This window comes from Ornithinibacillus massiliensis (genome assembly GCF_018310345.1).
GTDB classification, from domain to species: Bacteria; Bacillota; Bacilli; order Bacillales; family Amphibacillaceae; genus Ornithinibacillus; species Ornithinibacillus massiliensis.
In genome coordinates, this window is record NZ_JAGXBY010000009.1 from 81,956 (window position 1) to 97,544 (window position 15,589).

The 15,589-nt window shown below is 36.3% G+C and carries 16 protein-coding genes and 1 riboswitch; of the genes, 7 read left to right on the forward strand and 9 right to left on the reverse strand.

Annotation, left to right across the window (positions count from 1 at the left end; translation table 11 throughout):
* Positions 1 to 3: 3 nt before the first annotated feature.
* Positions 4 to 711: a purine-nucleoside phosphorylase gene (gene deoD, locus KGF86_RS18480; protein ID WP_186870911.1), complete on the reverse strand. Its 708-nt coding sequence runs from the start codon at positions 709 to 711 to the stop codon at positions 4 to 6.
* A gap of 213 nt (positions 712 to 924) precedes the next feature.
* Between deoD and KGF86_RS18485 the strand changes: the two genes are divergently transcribed.
* Positions 925 to 1,188, forward strand: a complete 264-nt coding sequence (locus tag KGF86_RS18485) for a phosphocarrier protein HPr (protein WP_186870910.1) — start codon at positions 925 to 927, stop codon at positions 1,186 to 1,188.
* Positions 1,189 to 1,296: 108 nt separating this feature from the next.
* On the opposite strand, the gene kapB is transcribed toward KGF86_RS18485, so the two are convergent.
* Entirely contained in the window at positions 1,297 to 1,713 is a 417-nt protein-coding gene (gene kapB, locus KGF86_RS18490) for a kinase-associated lipoprotein KapB (protein WP_186870909.1), read from the reverse strand.
* A gap of 123 nt (positions 1,714 to 1,836) precedes the next feature.
* On the opposite strand from kapB, the gene KGF86_RS18495 reads away from it, so the two are divergent.
* Entirely contained in the window at positions 1,837 to 2,022 is a 186-nt protein-coding gene (locus KGF86_RS18495) for a hypothetical protein (protein WP_186870908.1), read from the forward strand.
* Positions 2,023 to 2,147: 125 nt separating this feature from the next.
* The gene (locus KGF86_RS18500; protein ID WP_246521715.1) at positions 2,148 to 2,726 is read left to right on the forward strand and encodes a superoxide dismutase family protein; all 579 of its coding nucleotides are present in this window, start codon (positions 2,148 to 2,150) and stop codon (positions 2,724 to 2,726) included.
* A gap of 128 nt (positions 2,727 to 2,854) precedes the next feature.
* Here the strand turns inward: KGF86_RS18500 and KGF86_RS18505 are convergent, their stop codons facing one another.
* Positions 2,855 to 4,018 carry a MalY/PatB family protein gene (locus KGF86_RS18505; RefSeq protein WP_211742668.1) on the reverse strand — a complete coding sequence of 388 codons (1,164 nt, stop codon included), beginning with the start codon at positions 4,016 to 4,018 and terminating at the stop codon, positions 2,855 to 2,857.
* Positions 4,019 to 4,250: 232 nt separating this feature from the next.
* Here KGF86_RS18505 and KGF86_RS18510 point away from each other — a divergent pair, with 232 nt between their 5' ends.
* On the forward strand, positions 4,251 to 6,368 hold the full coding sequence (locus KGF86_RS18510) for an RNA polymerase sigma factor (protein ID WP_211742669.1): 2,118 nt from the start codon (positions 4,251 to 4,253) through the stop codon (positions 6,366 to 6,368).
* 104 nt (positions 6,369 to 6,472) lie between these two features.
* Here the strand turns inward: KGF86_RS18510 and KGF86_RS18515 are convergent, their stop codons facing one another.
* The 4 genes from KGF86_RS18515 to KGF86_RS18530 all read right to left on the reverse strand — a co-directional run bounded on the left by KGF86_RS18515 (position 6,473) and on the right by KGF86_RS18530 (position 10,276).
* The gene (locus KGF86_RS18515) at positions 6,473 to 7,822 is read right to left on the reverse strand and encodes a glucose-6-phosphate isomerase (RefSeq protein ID WP_211742670.1); all 1,350 of its coding nucleotides are present in this window, start codon (positions 7,820 to 7,822) and stop codon (positions 6,473 to 6,475) included.
* A 135-nt stretch (positions 7,823 to 7,957) separates the two neighbouring features.
* Positions 7,958 to 8,332 carry a S1 domain-containing post-transcriptional regulator GSP13 gene (gene yugI / locus KGF86_RS18520; protein WP_186870904.1) on the reverse strand — a complete coding sequence of 125 codons (375 nt, stop codon included), beginning with the start codon at positions 8,330 to 8,332 and terminating at the stop codon, positions 7,958 to 7,960.
* A 77-nt stretch (positions 8,333 to 8,409) separates the two neighbouring features.
* Positions 8,410 to 9,411, reverse strand: coding sequence for a potassium channel family protein (locus KGF86_RS18525; protein ID WP_186870903.1), 1,002 nt, complete (start codon positions 9,409 to 9,411; stop codon positions 8,410 to 8,412).
* Between the two features lie 307 nt (positions 9,412 to 9,718).
* Entirely contained in the window at positions 9,719 to 10,276 is a 558-nt protein-coding gene (locus KGF86_RS18530) for a thioredoxin family protein (protein ID WP_211742671.1), read from the reverse strand.
* A 134-nt stretch (positions 10,277 to 10,410) separates the two neighbouring features.
* On the opposite strand from KGF86_RS18530, the gene KGF86_RS18535 reads away from it, so the two are divergent.
* Both KGF86_RS18535 and KGF86_RS18540 read left to right on the forward strand, forming a co-directional pair.
* Entirely contained in the window at positions 10,411 to 11,466 is a 1,056-nt protein-coding gene (locus tag KGF86_RS18535) for a M20/M25/M40 family metallo-hydrolase (RefSeq protein WP_186870901.1), read from the forward strand.
* A 191-nt stretch (positions 11,467 to 11,657) separates the two neighbouring features.
* Positions 11,658 to 11,801, forward strand: a riboswitch (FMN riboswitch).
* A gap of 157 nt (positions 11,802 to 11,958) precedes the next feature.
* A complete protein-coding gene (locus tag KGF86_RS18540) occupies positions 11,959 to 12,543 on the forward strand; it encodes an ECF transporter S component (protein WP_186870900.1) in 585 nt (194 codons plus the stop codon).
* A gap of 24 nt (positions 12,544 to 12,567) precedes the next feature.
* Here the strand turns inward: KGF86_RS18540 and KGF86_RS18545 are convergent, their stop codons facing one another.
* On the reverse strand, positions 12,568 to 12,954 hold the full coding sequence (locus tag KGF86_RS18545) for a PaaI family thioesterase (RefSeq protein ID WP_186870899.1): 387 nt from the start codon (positions 12,952 to 12,954) through the stop codon (positions 12,568 to 12,570).
* Positions 12,955 to 12,990: 36 nt separating this feature from the next.
* Positions 12,991 to 13,923, reverse strand: a complete 933-nt coding sequence (locus KGF86_RS18550; RefSeq protein WP_211742672.1) for a 1,4-dihydroxy-2-naphthoate polyprenyltransferase — start codon at positions 13,921 to 13,923, stop codon at positions 12,991 to 12,993.
* Positions 13,924 to 14,211: 288 nt separating this feature from the next.
* Here KGF86_RS18550 and KGF86_RS18555 point away from each other — a divergent pair, with 288 nt between their 5' ends.
* Entirely contained in the window at positions 14,212 to 15,588 is a 1,377-nt protein-coding gene (locus KGF86_RS18555) for an isochorismate synthase (protein WP_211742673.1), read from the forward strand.
* Position 15,589: the final 1 nt, after the last annotated feature.

The following is a 15,589-nucleotide window of genomic DNA, read 5'->3' on the forward strand; positions in this document are numbered from 1 at the left end:
ACCTTATTTAATTGCTGCTTCTAAGGCGATTTCCATCATTTCATTAAAGGTTGTTTGTCGTTCTTCTGCAGTTGTTTCTTCACCAGTAATAATGTGGTCTGAAACGGTTAAGACAGACAGTGCTTGACGATCGTATTTAGCAGCAAGGGTGTATAGTGCTGTTGTTTCCATCTCAATAGCAAGCACCTTGTATTTTGCAAGCAGCTCGTTCACTTCCTTAGCATTATCACGATAGAACGTATCACTTGTAAATACGTTACCGACACGAAGATTCATCCCTTTTGCCGTTCCTACCTCAAATGCCGTACGTAATAGATCAAAATCTGCTAGTGGTGCATAATCAATTCCATTAAAAATAAGCTGATTCATTCGGGAATCTGTCGTAGAGCCTTGTGCTAAAATGACATCTCTCACTTTAACATCCTTTTGGATAGCACCACATGTACCAACACGGATTAATTTCTGAACATCATAGCTTTGAATTAATTCATTCACGTATATAGAAATAGATGGGACTCCCATTCCAGTACCTTGGACAGATACCTTTTCTCCCTTATATGAACCGGTATATCCATACATACCACGGACTTGATTATATTGCGTAACGTCTTCTAAAAAGGTTTCTGCAATATATTTTGCTCTTAACGGGTCACCAGGAAGTAATATTTTATCAGCGATTTCCCCTTTTTTTGCTCCTATATGTACACTCATGTCATTTCCTCCTATATTGACTAGTCAAAAATAAAGTTATCATAACCGTTCCTTAAAAACAATCTATTTATGATAGACTTTTTAGTTTCCATACGAAATAAAATTGTATATAATAAATATAAGTTCAATTATTCACGAAGTAATTTCGTATAATTGATAAAAAAGTACATAAAATTTGTACAAGCTAATATATATGTTGGAAGGATGAATAGCATGAAAGAACAATCTTTTAAAATTACTGCAGATACAGGTGTACACGCTCGCCCTGCTACTTTATTAGTAAATAAAGCTGGTCAATATCAATCAGATATCGAGCTTTCGTACAATGATAAGACTGTTAACTTAAAGTCTATTATGGGCGTTATGTCATTAGGAATTCCTAAAGATGCTGAAATCAAAATCACTGCTAATGGTAGCGATGAAGAAGAAGCAATTCAAGGGATTGCAGAAGTAATTAAAGAAAACTTAGGTGAGTAATTAAAAAAAGGCTGTCTTCATAAAGGCAGCCTTTTTGATTTCATAAATTGTATGTTTACTGGTTATGGTTATCATACAAGATGGGACATATTCCTTGAAATCATAACCTTATTTGTTATGATGTGTTCCGTTCTCGTAATATTTTCCATGATAATAACTTTTCTCGACAGACGCTAATGCTCGTAAAGCTTCTTGGTTATAGGCTGTATCTTTCCGCTTAAGTTTATCGCTATATTGTTCCACCGCATTTTTTAGAGACTCACCATAATCTAAATCTGGACCTGCATAACGGGTAACAACATCCTTAAGGACGTTTACCTTTTCAAATTGGCTAAGGGCTTTCCGTTCGTGAAACAGCACATTTTCTACTTGCTTCGGATGATGCAGGTCTCCTTGCATTGGATGCTTTACAACTGCTAATGTTTTGACTAAAAATTTTTCGTTTCGATCTTCGATTATTTCTCCTATGTAAATTCCTGATTTATATGGAATTTGGACCATATCGCCTAAAGAAAAATCACTCAACTAAAAACAACCCCTTTCTAAGACTCATTGTGCCAAATTTTTAACAAATTGGCGAACATTTTAATTTGCTTTATATGCCTTCTGCAAATTTGATATACTGATAAGAAGAAGGACGTGATACATATGATGCCGTTTTTATATTTTCCTGAGGACAAATCAGAATATATCCCTGCAGTCATTACCTTAATTATTTTTATGATTGCAGCAGCTGTAGCATTTTATTTTTTCTATAAGCATTCTAAAAAGCAAGAACAAAAGTTTAACTCAGAATACGAAAGTCAATTAGATGAGAATAAGAAACCAAACTAACAGAGCAGCGAAGTAACTTGCTCTGTTTTTTTATAATCCATACATAAAAGACTGTGCTGATTCTATGTTTACACACTCTTTTTTTGCGAATACTATTTTTATCATGCAAAAAGGGAGTAGTGGATATGCAGTATGTACGTTTAGTCCTTTTCATGCTTTTGTTAGTAGCAGGTTGCCAGAGTACTGTTGATACAACGAAAAGCGTGGAGATGTATAATGCATCAGGAGATATGGTTGGAACGGCGCAACTGACAGAGTCTCCTGATGGTGTAGAAGTTAAATTAAAGCTTGAAGGGTTAACGCCTGGCTTTCATGGAGTTGCTGTTCATGAGTTTGCAAAATGTGAGGGGCCAGATTTTAAGTCAGCAGGAAACCATTTAAATCCAGAAGGGACAGAGCATGGACTCATGCATCCTGAAGGACCACATTTAGGTGATTTACCGAATGTGGAAGCGGATAGTGATGGCCTTGTAGATGCAGAATTAATGCTTTCTGGGGGAACCTTAAAGGAAGGGAAAGATTCGTTATTACGAGGTGAAGGGACCTCCTTAGTTGTGATGGAGTTACAAGATGATGGGGTATCACAGCCAGGTGGAAATGCAGGTACTAGAATAATTTGTGGAGAAATAAAGTCAGGAAAGGGAGAAGAACCGACAGAATCTCCAACAGACCCGACTGAATTGAATGATACCCAAGACGATTAGTGGGTGAGATACATTGATAAGAATAAGATAAAACCGAATGATGCTCGATTGCCAGAACGGGGTCGATGCTACTCATTCGGATTTTTCTTTGCTTTTATATACTGAAGCCCAAGACTCGGCCAATTTATTTATTTATTTATTGCTGCAATGATACGATGAACGCCTTCCTCTAGTATTGTTCGTGGGCAGGCGATATTCATTCTCATAAACTTCTCGCCTTCTGTTCCGTATTCAAATCCAGCATTTAAGCCGACTTTAGCTTCTTCGTTAAAGAACTTTCGTAACCCTTTAGCGTCTAAATTTAGGGAACTACAATCAATCCATACTAAATAAGTCCCATCCGCCTTAGATACTGTTAAATCAGTTTGAGTTTCTAGTGTTTCTTTTACGTATTGATAATGGCTCTGTAAAAGTTCGCGAAGTTGATCAAGCCATTCTTCTCCATGATTGTAAGCTGCTTCTAGCGCAGTATTGCCCATCGTATTTAGACCATGAAATCCTTGAATTGCAAATTGCTTTTCCAGTTTCCTCCGCATTTCTTGGTTAGGGGTGATTGCATAAGACGCTTGTAGTCCAGCTAAATTAAACGTTTTAGAAGGAGCCATGCAAGTAACGGTTCTATTGGCTATCGATTCAGATAGTGATGCAATAGAGATATGCTGTACATTCGGGAAGGCTAAATCAGCATGAATTTCATCAGAAAGGATTAACACATCATATTTTTCACAAAGCTTAGCAATTTCTTCCAATTCATCTCTTGTCCAAACTCTTCCAACAGGATTATGTGGGCTGCATAGAATAAAGGCCTTAACCCCTTGTTTGAATTGCTCTTCTAAGTCTTCAAAGTCAATATGATACTTATTTTCAGAATATAAGAGTTGATTTTTTACAATTACTCGGTTATGTGCTTCAATTACTTTATAGAAAGGTGTATATACCGGTGTCTGAATTACTATTTTATCCTCAGGTTCCGTTAAGGCTTGTACTGCCATATGTAAAGTTGTTACAACACCAGGACTAAATGAAAGCCATTCAGATTGAATATTCCAGTGAAGCCTTTTAGAAATCCAATTGATGATGGATGATTTTACCATATCATCAACAATTGTATAACCATATATACCATGCTCTGCACGGGCAATCAATGCTTGGTTAACTGCATCTGGCGCTTGAAAATCCATATCTGCAACCCACATTGGTAAGACATCCTCTGATTGAAATAGATTTTTAACCATATCCCATTTGACAGAGCGAGTATTTTTACGGTCATGTATCGTTTCAAAAATTTTCATCCAAATTACCCCCTATAGTATGTATTACTGTTATTATAACGCAAAAAAGAAAAAAAAGAGCAAAGCGTTTGAATACGCCTTGCTTACAGGGGGAATACGAGAAAGTCTTACGGTAATAGTTATACCCGTTTTCATTAAATATAAACATGTTTCATCATTTTTTTTAAGTCTTTTGAAACCTTTTAGTAAACATATCGTTTACTTATATAGAGATAAGAATTGGGGGATGAGTATGTCTGATGAACTAATATATCAATCAATAAAGGAAAATAAACAAGAAGGCTTCAAGCAGTTGGTTACCCACTATAAATCCACTGTCGAACAGATTGCTTTTCAGTACGGATTGGATCAAGAGAACATAGTCAGTGTTGTTCAGGAAACGTTTGTTAAGTTGCACAGAGGAATAGATCGAGTAGAACGACATGACTTATCGGGCTCTCTTTATCGGGCTACTATGGATAGTTTGAAAGATTATCGTAGGATACAAACTACTATTACTAATAATAATTCTTATAAGATGTACGGCTATTACTTTGAAAATTTAGATCATATGGTTATTCAGCATGCTTTAACTAAATTAGATGATAAGTATAAAATCCCAATTATATTACATCACTTTCATCAAATGACCTTGGAGGAAATATCATTCATTATTAAAGCGAATTCAGACATGTTAAAGAAGTTGATACCACAAGGAATGCAATTACTTCATGTGAATATAGAGAAAATGGATGCTAAGGAAACATCAATAGATTTTCATCATGTAAAACTATCAGACATGCTTGATGAAATGGTATATTCCTATGAACGTTTACCAGAGTTCACACAGATTCAGGAGTTGCTTAATCAAGTAGAAATGGTCGGGCAAAAACAGAAATGGAGAAAAAGCATTCCTATTCTAGTTGGAATAGTTGGTTTAATCCTTTTTTCTTTTCTTTCCGTTAATTATATACAAGGCGAAAGGCAGCGCCAGGTTTTAAAAGAGGAGGAGGCTTCGGCATCCGTTGATAGTGAAATGGATGATTTGGACAACGAGGAAGATAACCAAGGATTAGATCCAGAATTAGAAGCATACTTCGAAGAGGCTAAAGAGAGGCTTGCAGAGGAACTCGGGATAGAAGATATTGATACATTTCCAACAGTAACAATGGTTGAAGGTTTATTAAATGAGCTGAAAAGTGATCCTACGTATTATCATGATGATACTAAGTCTTATATTGAAATGCTTCTTCAATCACCTTCATCGCTAAAGGCTAAATTGGATCCAAACGCTATAGACAGTGTGGATTATTTATATCAATATTTTTATTTAGTATCAAATTATGAGTATGCGTTTCAAGAATATTTAAATCAATTACTATGGGATTATGATATATCAAAAGATGACTATGAATCTATTGTGTCATTACAAGAAGGTGCATCGAGTTATAAAGGGTCTGAAAAAATAATAGAATTTATTGATGTTCTAGGTAAACAAGGCTATATCTTAACTACAACATCAGAACAAGATGCACTAACGCTTACGGTAAAGTTCTCTATTGAAAATCTAATCCAATACATGGAGCATGTTGGATATTCTGATGCTTATATTGCTTATGTGAAATATATTTCGAACAAGGAAGACCAAGATTGGAATAGATGGGAGAGTTTCGCTGCATATGCGTTAGAAGCAGAAGAGCTTTTGAGTACGTATGAGGATTCGTATTCGGCGTTTATCCGGGATAGTATTATAGAGGATATAGAAAGTTATCTACATAACTATCTTAGATTTTGGGAGAATACGATCGTAACAGAAGTAGAAAAAGAAGAATATAATCAATTACTTGCAAACCACCCGGACTCTATTCTCTCACAGGTAGTAAAGACTACGATGAGGAATTGGGAAGAGAATGATTGGAAGAGAACGGAAGATGCTATTCGTATATATGACATGAGATTACTTTTTGATAAAAGATATCAACATATTAATTATGAGGATACCTTAATTCTGGATAGCTGGCCATTTACTCCAACAACGTCTACCACATATGAAAGTTATTCAGAAGAATTAAATCAAGACATGTTATCGGAAGAAAATCCTATGGAAATCGTATCATTATATGCGTACGCTAGTGTGAGAAAAGATACAGATACAATGTCTTCCTTAATCTACTCAGAAGAATTATTAGATAGTGAAGAAGAATCGTTAGAATGGTTCGAATTAAGAAATTCAGGTGCTTATGCATTAACCGAATATCAAACGGAACATTCTGCAGTTTTATTTATTGTAAACTGGGAAGGAGATCCTTATTTTACAATAAATCTCGATAAAGATAACGGGGTTTGGGTAATAACGCAAATACATAAATAAAGATGTAAGAATAAAATTATGTATAAAAACCGAATGATTAGAGTCTTGTGCTAATCATTCGGTTTTTCTTAAAATGCTAATTAATTTTTCCTACTTCTTTTCGATTATTTTAAACGTTTTTCAAGTTCTGCTTTTTCAGCTTCAAAACCCGGTTTTCCAAGTAATGCAAACATATTCTTTTTATATGCCTCTACACCAGGTTGATTAAATGGATTTACTCCTAATAAGTACCCACTCAAAGCACAAGCTTTTTCAAAGAAATACACAAGATATCCAAATGTGTATGCGTCTAGTGCCGGTAAATCAATAACAAGATTAGGTACCCCTCCATCAGTATGAGCTAGTAATGTACCTTGGTATGCTTTGTCATTAATTTCATGAATCGTTTTACCAGCTAGATAATTAAGCCCATCAGAGTTGTTTTCTTCCTCTTCAAGTGTCATCTCTAATTTTGCATGATTCACATGAAGGACGGTTTCAAATAGATCACGACGACCTTCTTGGATGTATTGTCCTAATGAATGGAGGTCTGTTGAGAAGTTTGCAGATGTTGGGAAGATACCTTTTTGATCTTTACCTTCACTTTCACCATAAAGCTGCTTCCACCATTCAGAGAAGTATTGTAGTCCTGGCTCATAATTTACTAGCATTTCGATCGTTTTACCTTTATTATATAGAACATTTCTGACTGCTGCGTATTGATAAGCGATGTTTTTCTCAAGAGAAGACTCGTTGAAATCATTCATTGCATCAAGTGCACCTTGCATGATGTCATCTACATGAATCCCGCTAACAGCAATTGGTAATAAACCGACTGCAGTTAATACGGAGAAACGTCCGCCAACATCATCTGGAATTACGAAAGTTTCATATCCAGCGTCATCGGCTACCCCTTTAAGTGCACCTTTTGCTTTATCTGTTGTAGCAAAAATACGTGATTTAGCTTCTTCTTTTCCATATTTCTCTTCTAGATATTGCTTGAAAATACGAAAAGCAATAGCAGGCTCTGTAGTTGTGCCACTCTTAGAAATAACATTAATGGAGAAGTCTTTACCTTCAAGAACATCAAATAATTCCTTCATATAAGTGGAGCTCATATGATGCCCTACGAAAATGATTTGTGGAACATTACGCTGCTCTTTAGATAATAAGTTTTGGAATGAATGGTTTAGCATTTCAAGAGCAGCTTTTGCCCCTAAATAGGAACCACCAATCCCGATAACAAGTAAAATATCAGAGTCATTTTGAATTTTTTTAGCAGCGGCCTTTATTCTTGTGTATTCTTCTTTGTCGTAATTTTGCGGTAAATCAACCCATCCTAAAAAGTCATTTCCAGGACCAGTCTTGTTATGTATTGCTTCGTGTGCAACGGTAACAAATTCAGCTAAATTGTCTAGCTCTTCCTTATTAATGAAATCTAGTGCATGTTGATATGAAAATTGTATATGTGACATGGTATCCTCCTTTTAGATATTATTATAAAGTAGTTTCATCATATAGAAAATCAAAATACATAGGAAGAGGCTCCTGCCATCAATATTAACGAAATGCAGGTAATGTTGATGGGAGAAGCCTCTAGCTATCAAGTATTAGTTTTTAAATTCGGATTGTTCAATCCATTCTTCAAGTTTTTCTTTTAGTGTATTGAACCCAGAAGTGTTTTCTTCAAGTTTTACTGATTGTTTAGCTGGAGCTTGAGGCTTAGCTTGTTTCTTTGGTGGTTCTTCCGTTGCACGGATAGATAAGGATACTTTATTTTTCTCCTCATCAATATTTAGAACTTTAACGTTAACTTCATCACCAACAGAAAGATGATCATTAATATCTTTCACGAAACCATGTGTTACTTCTGAGATATGAACTAATCCTTGTACTTCATCGTTAAGTGCAACAAATGCACCATATGGTTGAATACCTGTTACTTTACCAGTAATAATCTGACCTACTTCAATCTTATCTGTCATGCTGAACATCTCCTATACCTTCGTTTCTTTTCACACAATAAAATATTATACCATACATATTGGATTAGGGCAAAATATTATCTTTCCCATGGTATGGAAGTAATTAATATGTCTCCCTTAACTAGTAACAATTCCCGTTGAGGATTAAATATCCATTCACCATCTCGCTGAATGCCAAGTAGAAGACGGCCATTCTTTTGTAATGGATTTATGATTTCATGGAAGGGGTAACCAACCCATTCTTCCGGCACTTCATAATGATGAAACTGTTGTGCATCTAAAAAGTGAATAATCGTCTCGAAGGGTTTAGAGTGGGCTTTGAATACTTCTTGATACAATAGTGCACTCATGAAATCATTTGGGCGAAGAATGGTGCTTGCTCCAGCTCTTTTAGCATTATCAATTTGATTATATGTCATAACCTCTACGATTATAGGGACTTTGTCATGATTCCCTCTCACTGCAACAACAGTTAAGATAGACTGATTATCGGCTTGTTTTTCGCTTTTATGATCATCGGCCGTAATGACGACTCTTTCTGCTTCCTTAATATTCGCTTTTTGTAAGAAGTAATCATCCGTCGGGTCGCCGTGGATGAAGTGGATTGGAAAATCCCGATAGGACATTTGTGAAACCGTTTGATCAATGAGGACGATTTCTTTTTTCGGATCATGCTTTAAAATTCTGTTCATCAAAATTCGCGATCGTTCGTTCCATCCTACGATAATAATGTGATGGTTTCCTTTATAGGCAACTTTGCCTCGGGATAAATCTGATTCATGTTGAACTGTGGCAGCTGCAAACTGGGTGATATAAAAGGTGAGAAGTCCACCACCAGTTAAGATAAGGACAATCCCAATGATTCGGCCCAATTGTGTTAATGGTACATAATCGCCGTATCCGACGGTTGCTCCCGTTACAACTGCCCACCAAATCCCGTCAAAAATAGTTGGAAATTGCTTCGGTTCAATGAAGTGAATAACTGTGCCGAAAAAGAGCATGACCAATAAGATGGTTAGAAATAGCCTAACTAGTATTGGAAGACGAAAGTAAATATGCTTAAACAGTTCAGTGTTCATATGCTCACCTAATTAATTCTGTGTCTCATTAGTATGTGCTAATTTTGGAGAACTATAGAGAAAAGAAATGGGAGAATAATGTTTGGAGTAAAGAAAAAGCGAATGATTGTACATCCAGGCACATTCTGAAAATATACCAATGGTTCCGTTCCGTATAGACATATTTGTGTTAAAACATCACACTTTCTATACAAACTAGAAGAATAGTGAAAATCCACGTGGGGATTACACACCTTGGAGTTTACATATATATCAGAAAAACTTAGCAAATCATTCGGCTTTTTCAAAAACAAGTTTCGTTTCATTCTTACGATAAATTAGCTAACTTATTTTTCAAGCTTTTATACACTTCGTTCCATATTTTTTCGTCTGATACGAATTGTTGTGTCATTGTTTGAATCATTTCATTAAACTTTTCTTTAAATTCAGCCGCTTCTTTATCTGGAAGCTCTGTGCGAATAGTATTCACAAATTGTTGGACAGATTCTGCACGTGGGCCCCATTTAGCCACCTCATTTCCAGACTCATCGATAAAGATGAAAATAGGGAAAGAACGAGATTTTCCATTCGTTAAATATTGATCCATTAATTCAAGATTTTGGTCTCTCAGAATCATACGTACCTCCATATTAGTCTTCTCTGCTAAATGAAGTAGTATAGGGGTATTTAACATAGCATCCCCGCACCAATCCTCGGTAATTACAATTACACGAAGGTGTTGAATCGTTAAAGTTGAAAAGAATTCTTCGTCCTCAGGTAGTGTAAACCTATTATAGATATGTAGAAGATTTTCCTTATGTGATTCCATTGTATCGATATATTCTTGATGAGGGATGGCTTTATTAAACCAATTATTTAAGCTCATATAACGACCTCCAATTTCTTTTTGATAATTCGATTTTAATAATAATTGATCGTTTCCGTAAATAAAAGTGCTCGACATCGGACAATTTTGTTATGATTGTAGTATCGATACATAGAAGAGGAGTTGAGATAGGTTTGGAAAAAACGAACCAAGAATTTTTACTAGAATTATTAAAAACACCATCACCATCTAGTGATGAAGTGGTAATTCAACGGAAGATGCGTGATTATTATCAGTCATTTGCAGATGAAGTGTTGACAGATAATGCTGGCAATGTTATTGGAGTCTTGAATCCGGACGCGCCTTTTAAAGTCTTGTTAGCTGGTCATTGTGATGAAATAGCTTTAGTTATTAATCGCATTGATGAAAATGGTTTTTTACATTTTGATAAAATGGGAGGGATTAATCCCAATGCAGCTGTTGGTATGAAGACGACAGTATTAGGCTACGGTAAAACGGTGACAGGAGTTATAGGAGTGAATGCTCAACACCATGGCGGATTGAAAAGCGATTTTGGCTTAGGGGATTTATTCATCGATTGTGGCTTCAGCACAAAAGAGGAAGCGGAGCAATTAGTCCAAATAGGGGATTTAGTTGTTTATAAAACCGAACCTGAAATTCTAATGGATCGCTATGTTTCTGGAAGAGGCTTAGATAATCGAACTGGTGCTTTTATTGTGGCAGAAGTGTTAAGACAACTAAAGAAAAAAGGATGTCAGGTTGGAGTATATGCTGCAAGCACTGTAAATGAGGAAACTAATATGGGTGGTGCATATTTCGCTGCAGCAGGAATAGAACCAACGATGGCTATTGCATGTGATGTGACATTTGCTACAGACTATCCTGGTGTCAATACGAATAAATATGGGGATATTCGCCTAGAAAAAGGGCCAGTATTAGCAAAAGGAGCCCCGATAAACCGTAAAATGAACGAATTATTAGAAAGGGCAGCTAAAAAGCTAAAGATGGATGTTCAATATGAATTAACACCTCGTCATACTGGAACAGATGCAGACAAGATGCGTTATACTGGTAAGGGTGTACCAGTATCATTAGTATCCTTACCACTTAGGTACATGCATTCACCAGTAGAAACAGCAAGTCTACAAGATATGGATCAGGAAATTGCATTATTAGTAGAGATGATTGCGGATTTAACCGGTGAAGAAAGTTTAAACCCTCTAGATTAAGTTAATCTAGGCCACTTGCTTTGAAGGATGCTCACCTAGGAATATGATATACTCTTATAGCAGTCTGATGGTTTTACGTGACCATTTAGACTGCTATTATTAATTACCGTAAAATAGAACGAGTTAATTGAAGCAGAAGTGTTGCCAATTTGCCACTGTTACGTTAATATGGTTATATAAATTTCATATCGATTCCACTTCGGGGCAGGGTGTAATTCCCGACCGACGGTAATGAACAAATGTTCTAAGTCCGTGAGCCGTTTGTGTTTTTTTAAATGGTTGACCTGGTGAAAATCCAGGACCGACAGTTAAAGTCTGGATGGGAGAAGAGGTCGAGCCGAATCATGGTACAGTTTATGTGCCTTTATTTCCTATTGATTATGATGAACCCTAAAGCCCCGATTAGGTCTGGCTTTAGGGTTTTTAATATTTAGGATTAGGCTATCCTTCATCACGATTGGAATCGATAACTAGATGAAGGAGGTATTGATGATGCAAAAAACAACGATGCAATCATCCAACTTAGCAAGACTTATTATTTTATCCTTACTTGGAGCGGTGTCCTTATTATTATTCTTTCTTAATTTCCCACTTCCGCTATTACCAAGTTATTTAAAGATTGATTTTAGTGATGTGCCAGCTATTATGGCATCCCTTATCTTCTCGCCACTTGCAGGAGTAATCGTTGTTGCGATAAAAAATGTATTATACCTAGCAATAGGTGGGGGAGAAATTGTAGGAGTCACAGCTAACTTTTTAGCAGGTGTGTTACTCGTATTACCGATTGGTATTCTTTATCATAAGTTTAAAAATGTAAAGAGCGTTGTATCTGGCTTAATTACAGGAACTATTATTATGGCGATTGGTTTAAGTGTGTTTAATTACTTTATACTTTTACCGGTGTATGGATTAATGATGGGGTGGGGAGAGATGACCCATTCTGTGAAGTTAGGTATGGTGTTAGTTGGTATCCTACCGTTCAATGTAATAAAAGGAATTATTATCGGTGCATTATTTGTGCCCGTATTTATTAAAATGCGACGTTGGATAGAACAACAACAAGCTAAATTTGCATAATCTAAAAAGGCTGATCCTCTTGGATCAGCCTTTCTTTGGTACTACTCCTACCGTACATCTAGATACACAGATTAAATTTTCTTCTTCATCAACAATATTAACCTCCCATACCATATAGGATCTACCTACATGCAAGGGTTTTGCTTTTGCCGTTACGATTCCGTCACGCTTACTTTTAACATGGTTGGCATTTATTTCAATACCAAATACATGATATTTCTCCAAGTCAACATGTAAACACGCCCCTAGGCTTGCTGCAGATTCCGCTAGTGCAACACTAGCCCCTCCATGAAGAAAACCTAATGGCTGATGTGTTCGTTTATCGACTGGCATCGTCATGACGACTAGTTCCTTCTCCATCGACACTGTTTCAATGCCAAGTGACTCCATTAATGTATTCGTTAATTCCATCTGAACTCTCCCCCTTATCTTAATTTTAAGTAGTTCTTAGATGAAATAATGTATTAATAAAGATAAACCTAGTAAGAACCCGTATATCGTATTTGTCTTAGCAGTTAACTGCATAGCAGGCATCATTTCTAGAGGCTCTGTTTTCCCTTTAAATCCTTTCAATACTTTAATCGCAGGTATAACAGCGATTAAGGTTAGGAGTGACCATAAAGGTAAAAATCCTACGATAATTAAATATGCGGTAAAATAAAATGCAACAAAAAATAGTAATCCTAAAAAGCGCACTGCATTCTTTCGACCTAGTAGAATGGCAAGTGTTTTACGTCCTCCTTTTTCATCCCCATCTAAATCACGAATATTATTAGCTAGCATAATACAGCCAATAAAGATAGCGACTGGAAAGGAGATAAAAATAACAAGACTATTTATTTCTCCAGTTTGAATGAAGTAACTGATTCCAATAATTACGGTACCCATTAATAGTCCAGAAAACAACTCTCCAAACGGTGTAGTCGAAATTGGTAGCGGCCCACCTGTATATAGATAGCCGAATAGCATACAAACAAGACCAATAACAGCAATCCACCAGCTCGATACCATACAAATATAAATTCCTAATAAAAGTGCAATACCATAAAATACTAAAGCTAAGCGTAGTACAGTTTTTGGATTAATTCCGTCACGGACAATAGTACCACCAATACCAACTGATTCTTCGGAGTCTAATCCCCGAACATAATCATAGTACTCATTAAACATATTAGTAGCAGCCTGAATTAAGATAGAGGCTAATAACATTGCTAGAAATACTAGAATTTGAATACCATCTGTATTTAATGCAATCATTGTACCGATAAATACAGGTACGAAAGAAGCTGTTAATGTGTGTGGTCTAAGTAGTCTCCACCATACCTGAAAGCCATCACGCTCATTTAAGGCTTTCTTGATATGATCTTTGTTGGTTGCCATAATTGTAATCCCCTTATCTTTCAATATCACTATAAGTTTAGGCAAAAAGCGAGGGAGTGTCAACGAAGTTAAGAGTCTTATAATAGAAATAAGTAGTGAATGTGGTCTAATCGGATAACAATAAAGGAAAAGTCTTATCGAATAAAGTGTCACAATATAATATGGAAGTAATCCATATCTACTACCTTTCAGAACCAATATAGTAGTTTGGCACTTGATTTCTTGAGAAACGAGAAAAAAAGGAATAGAATAAAATGGGACTATTACGTACTAACGGAGGGCAATCAAATGATAGAGGTTAAAGAGGAAACAATTGAATCTACTTTAAGAAAAGTAATACAAGACTTGCTTCCCTCTGAATCAAGACTAGTAAGTTTCACAAAGAGAATAAAATATATTGATCCCCTTCATTTTTTTGAAGCGGGTACAAATTTACATATGGATCGTTCTTTCTGGAAAAGTACATTAGATAAGTTTACACTAGTCGGAATTGGGACTGCATATGCAATTCAAGCAAATCATTCCCATAAATTGAAGGAGAAATGGGATGCTTTGGTACAAATGGCCATTATTAATAATCCTTATCACGTACCAGGAACAGGTATAACTGCAATCGGCGGAATGGATTTTGATCCATTAAAGCCGAGAACCGTTTTATGGGATAAATTTGCGACCAACGAACTGTGTATTCCAACTTTCCTATTAATGGAGAAAGAAGACAGTGTTTATTTAACTATAACGGTATATGTCAATGGAGAAGATAATCCTGAAGTAATTGCAAAGCAGCTAGGTGAAAAAGAAAGGTTCCTCACGTCCTATCGAGGGGATGGATTGTGTAAACCAAGTCTTGTCTCGAAAGAAGAAGTAAATCGGACCAATTGGAAACAGACTGTTCGTAAAGGTACGGAATTTATATCCTCTGGTCATGCTAATAAAGTAGTATTAGCTCGAGAGCTAAAGCTAGAATTTAAAGAGCCTATTCATGTTACTACGGTCATACAGGACCTAATTGTATCGCAACCGACAAGTTACATCTTTGCCTTTGAAAAAGCGGGTGACTGTTTTATAGGTGCCACACCAGAGCGATTAGTGAAAGTGGAGAAGGATGCGTTATTGTCTACTTGTTTGGCTGGAACAGCACCTCGAGGTAAGACAGATGAAGAGGACCAAGCGATTGGGGAGCAGCTGCTGTATGATCCAAAAAATCGTGAAGAGCATGATTTTGTAGTTCAAATGATTAAAAAATCATTAAAGGAATTTTGTAAGGAAATGCAAGTCCCAGATAAACCAGTACTATATAAACTAAAAAATTTGCAGCATTTATATACACCGGTTAAAGGGATTTTTAAAGAAGGAAATAGTGTCTTTGATGTGGTTGAAAAATTACACCCTACACCTGCCTTAGGAGGAGAGCCTCGAGAAGCAGCTCTACAGTTCATTCGAGAGCATGAGTTACTAGATCGAGGATGGTATGGAGCGCCTATTGGCTGGGTGGATAGTAATCAAAATGGAGAATTTGCGGTTGCTATACGTTCCGGTCTTCTTAAAGGAGACAAGGCTTCTTTATTTGCGGGTTGTGGTGTAGTAAAAGAGTCGGATCCGGAAGCCGAATTGGAAGAAACAGGTATTAAATTTTTACCGATGCTGAATGTCCTAGGAGGGTAAC

Bases quoted from the DNA above. Each gene is read 5' to 3' on its own strand.
- KGF86_RS18525 (WP_186870903.1), bottom strand. From the start codon at position 9,411: ATGAACACTGAACTGTTTAAGCATATTTACTTTCGTCTTCCAATACTA.
- KGF86_RS18505 (WP_211742668.1), bottom strand. From the start codon at position 4,018: ATGAAAATTTTTGAAACGATACATGACCGTAAAAATACTCGCTCTGTC.
- KGF86_RS18510 (WP_211742669.1), top strand. From the start codon at position 4,251: ATGTCTGATGAACTAATATATCAATCAATAAAGGAAAATAAACAAGAA.
- KGF86_RS18500 (WP_246521715.1), top strand. From the start codon at position 2,148: ATGCAGTATGTACGTTTAGTCCTTTTCATGCTTTTGTTAGTAGCAGGT.
- KGF86_RS18545 (WP_186870899.1), bottom strand. From the start codon at position 12,954: ATGGAATTAACGAATACATTAATGGAGTCACTTGGCATTGAAACAGTG.
- KGF86_RS18530 (WP_211742671.1), bottom strand. From the start codon at position 10,276: ATGAGCTTAAATAATTGGTTTAATAAAGCCATCCCTCATCAAGAATAT.
- KGF86_RS18485 (WP_186870910.1), top strand. From the start codon at position 925: ATGAAAGAACAATCTTTTAAAATTACTGCAGATACAGGTGTACACGCT.
- deoD (WP_186870911.1), bottom strand. From the start codon at position 711: ATGAGTGTACATATAGGAGCAAAAAAAGGGGAAATCGCTGATAAAATA.
- KGF86_RS18540 (WP_186870900.1), top strand. From the start codon at position 11,959: ATGCAAAAAACAACGATGCAATCATCCAACTTAGCAAGACTTATTATT.
- KGF86_RS18515 (WP_211742670.1), bottom strand. From the start codon at position 7,822: ATGTCACATATACAATTTTCATATCAACATGCACTAGATTTCATTAAT.
- KGF86_RS18550 (WP_211742672.1), bottom strand. From the start codon at position 13,923: ATGGCAACCAACAAAGATCATATCAAGAAAGCCTTAAATGAGCGTGAT.
- yugI (WP_186870904.1), bottom strand. From the start codon at position 8,332: ATGACAGATAAGATTGAAGTAGGTCAGATTATTACTGGTAAAGTAACA.
- KGF86_RS18555 (WP_211742673.1), top strand. From the start codon at position 14,212: ATGATAGAGGTTAAAGAGGAAACAATTGAATCTACTTTAAGAAAAGTA.
- KGF86_RS18495 (WP_186870908.1), top strand. From the start codon at position 1,837: ATGATGCCGTTTTTATATTTTCCTGAGGACAAATCAGAATATATCCCT.